This is a genomic window from Pantoea endophytica, assembly GCF_002858935.1.
Taxonomy (GTDB): Bacteria; Pseudomonadota; Gammaproteobacteria; order Enterobacterales; family Enterobacteriaceae; genus Pantoea; species Pantoea leporis.
Map to the genome: position 1 here is coordinate 1 of NZ_PJRT01000026.1, position 3470 is coordinate 3470.

Below are 3470 nucleotides of genomic sequence, written 5' to 3' on the forward strand. Positions count from 1 at the left end.
GGCCGGAATGCTGGGCATCCGACAGCAGGATGCGCTGGCCGGGCGTGGAGTGAATGTACTGGGTACCTTTGCCGGACGGCAGCGTCAGCGGCGCAGAGAGGCGGTTACCTTCGGCCGTGGCAACGGCGAGAGCGGAAGCAGACATAAACAGATCCCTGTTATCAGATTAATCGGCTGGGTAAATTGCTCTTGAGTGTGCTGGGCTGTGGCAGAAAGAAATACAGGCTGGGTCTGGGATGAAAAGTGGAATAAAGCAAAAATATTTTGAACATAAACCAGCCAAATAATGGCTGCCTGTTTTTGAATAATGTGTGACAGATAATTCCCAAAACACCCACATTCATCACGTACCAAATAACTCGGACAAGAAGGGTGCATTTCACTGCTGGTAAGGCTCTCGCTCAACTCAAAAATCCCTAACTGTAGAGGGCATATTGCTCTGATAGGCGTCAGCAAACTCAACCAAGACCGCGCTCGTATTTAACCTTAAGACACGTCTGTAAATTCCGGTGTTATCTGGGTAAGAGATCAATTAACCCAGTCAATCATCCGCGTCAGCGGAATTGGGCTAAATACTGTGTAAAGGGTCTTTATGAGTCTCAATCAAGTTAACATTGCAGTGGTGGAGAACAACACCATTGTTAAATCCGATGTACTGCGTGCTGAAAAAGCCGGTTCAGCGGTAAAAATCAAAGCCGTAAAAGGTGGAAAATACATTCTGGCGCAAGGTGAAAAAGGTTACGCTCCTGAGAACATTACCGTTAAACGTGTGGGTAAAAACCTGCATGTAATGCTGGAAGGCACCGATGAAAGCCAGCCACAGCTGATCATTGAAGATTTCTTCGAAAATCCAGGCGAGTTGGTCGGTAAGGCCGAAGACGGTCAGTGGCACGAATTTATCTCTTCTGATGGCGACAGCGATCATGAAGCCGCTTTCCTGATGGATGGAGAGTCTTCAGCACTGGTATTGGGTTCGGGAGTCATTGCGGGTCTTGATGGCCTGGCCGTTGCGCCTTTTGCGCTTTCTCCAGCACTACTGGCGTTGGGTACGTTAGCGGGTCTGCTGGCTGCAGCGGGTCTTGCTAAATCCATCGCCAATCATAATAAAGATGATGGAAACGGCGGTAGCGGTGAAGGCGGTGAAGGCGGTGGCGGAAGCACCGTATTCACTCCTGGCTTGACGAACGTTAACGATAATCATGGTGACTTTACCGGTCCAATCCATAACGGCGGTCTGACCGATGACAGCACACCAACCTTCAGCGGTACCGGTACACCGGGCAACATCGTGGTTATCCGTGATAACGGTGAAGAGATCGGCAGCGTCATCGTCGGCGAAGATGGCAAATGGGAATTCACTCCAGAAAACCCACTGGAGGATGGTGAACACAAATTTGAATTGGTAGAGCGTGATGACAAAGGCAACGAAAGTGCGCCGAGCGATGAGTTCGTGGTCATCATTGATACCGAAGCACCTGCTCGTCCAGATATTGGCCAGGTTTATGACGACGTGGAACCGAAAATGGGTCCGGTCGCGAACGGCGGTTACACCAACGACGAAACCCCAACCTTGAGCGGCGATGGTCAAACACCCGGCGACACCATCATCATTATCGATAATGGCAAAGAAATCGGCTCGGTAATTGTTGGTCAGGATGGTTCATGGTCATTTACCCCAGAACCTTTAGAAGATGGTGACCATAACTTCGAGATTGTGGCGCGCGATCCGGCGGGCAACCGTTCAGAGCCTTCTGAACCTTGGTTAGTCATCGTAGACACCGAAATCCCTGGCAAACCAGGCACCGGTACCACCGCGGGTCTCGACGACATCATTGATGATGTTGGTCCGGTTACCGGTTCACTGCCAAATGGCAGCATCACCGATGACACCAAACCGACCCTCGAAGGTTCCCATCAAAGACCAGGTACCATCGTTACCATTATCGACAATGGCACCGTTATCGGCAGCGTTGTAGCGGATAAAAACGGTGGCTGGCAGTTCACCCCGTCAACCGAATTGGCAGAGGGCGATCATCAGTTCTCCATCATCATCGAAACGCCAACCGGCTATATCTCGCCAGAATCCGATCCGTGGTTAGTGATTATCGATATTGATCCTCCTGCGGCACCGGTTATTGTCGACATCATCGATGACCAGGGCGACGTAGTTGGCGCAATAAAAGACGGCGACACTACCGACGACGCACAGCCAGAAATCCGTGGTACCGCAGAAGCAGGCAGCACCGTCATCATTTACGATAAAGGTGTTGAAATCGGTCGTGTTGAAGCAGATGAAAATGGCGACTGGTCATTCATTCCTGTTCCGCCGCTGCTGAACGGCGACCATGAAATTACCGCTAAAGCACAGGATAAAGCAGGCAACATCGGCGACGAATCCAACAGTGTTGGCTTTGACCTGATCGCGGGCGGCAACGCCACTGGTCCAGCGATTACTGGCGCGTGGGATGACGTGGAAGGCAACACCGGGATGCTGCATAACGGCGACCTGACCAACGACGCACGCCCTGAGCTGCGCGGTACCGCACAGCCCGGCGACATCGTCACCATCATCATGGACGGCAAGGTTCAGGGTTCAACCACCGCCGGCCCGAACGGCCAGTGGAACTGGACGCCAGCAACAGATTTGCCAGAAGGCGTGCGCAACTTCCGCGCAGAAGTGACCGACGCAGCCGGCAACAAAACCGCTACCGGCAACTTCCAGCTGGAGCTGGATGTAACCAAACCTGATGCCTCAGACGACCTGACGGCAGAAGACAACGTCGGCCCAATTACCGGTCCAATTCAAAGCGGCGACACCACCGACGACAGCACCCCGACCTTTGGCGGCACCGGCGAGCCGGGCGACAAAGTGATCATCAAAGATGACGGCGAAATTATTGGTACCACCATCGTCGGTCAGGATGGCAGCTGGGAATTTACCCCGGTTCCACCGCTGGAAGAAGGTGAGCACAGCATCATAGTAGTCATCGAAGATCCGGCCGGTAACCAGAGTGATCCGTCTGATCCAATCGACTTCATCGTTGACCTGTCTGACGTATTGGTCAGCATCGACTTTGCCTTTGACAACGTAGAAGCACACACCGGCAACATCGCTTCCGGTAGCGTTACCAACGATGACACTCCGACTCTGCACGGTAAAGCAACGCCGAACAGCATCGTGACAATCATGGATGGCAACCTGGTGTTAGGCTCAGTCAAAACTGACAGCTTTGGTCGCTGGAACTTCACCACACCTGCTTTGCAAGACGGTGAACATCGCTTCACTGCAACGGCGACTGACGCTAAAACCGGCGTGGTCAGTGCACCGACCGCAGAGTTCGTGCTGGACATCGACGTCCAGGAACCGACCAAACCGGGCGATGGCGGCACCGGCGGCGACGGCATCGCGGACGTGATTGACGACGTGGGCCCAATCCAGGGCAGCGTGGGCAACGGCGACTCTACTGATG

General features: G+C 53.3%; 1 protein-coding gene. It reads left to right on the plus strand.

Annotated elements, in window-relative coordinates; translation table 11 throughout:
- Positions 1-592: 592 nt before the first annotated feature.
- Positions 593-3470 (plus strand): Ig-like domain-containing protein (locus PZBJ_RS16175; RefSeq protein ID WP_240632919.1); only part of this gene is annotated, 2878 nt, incomplete at its 3' end.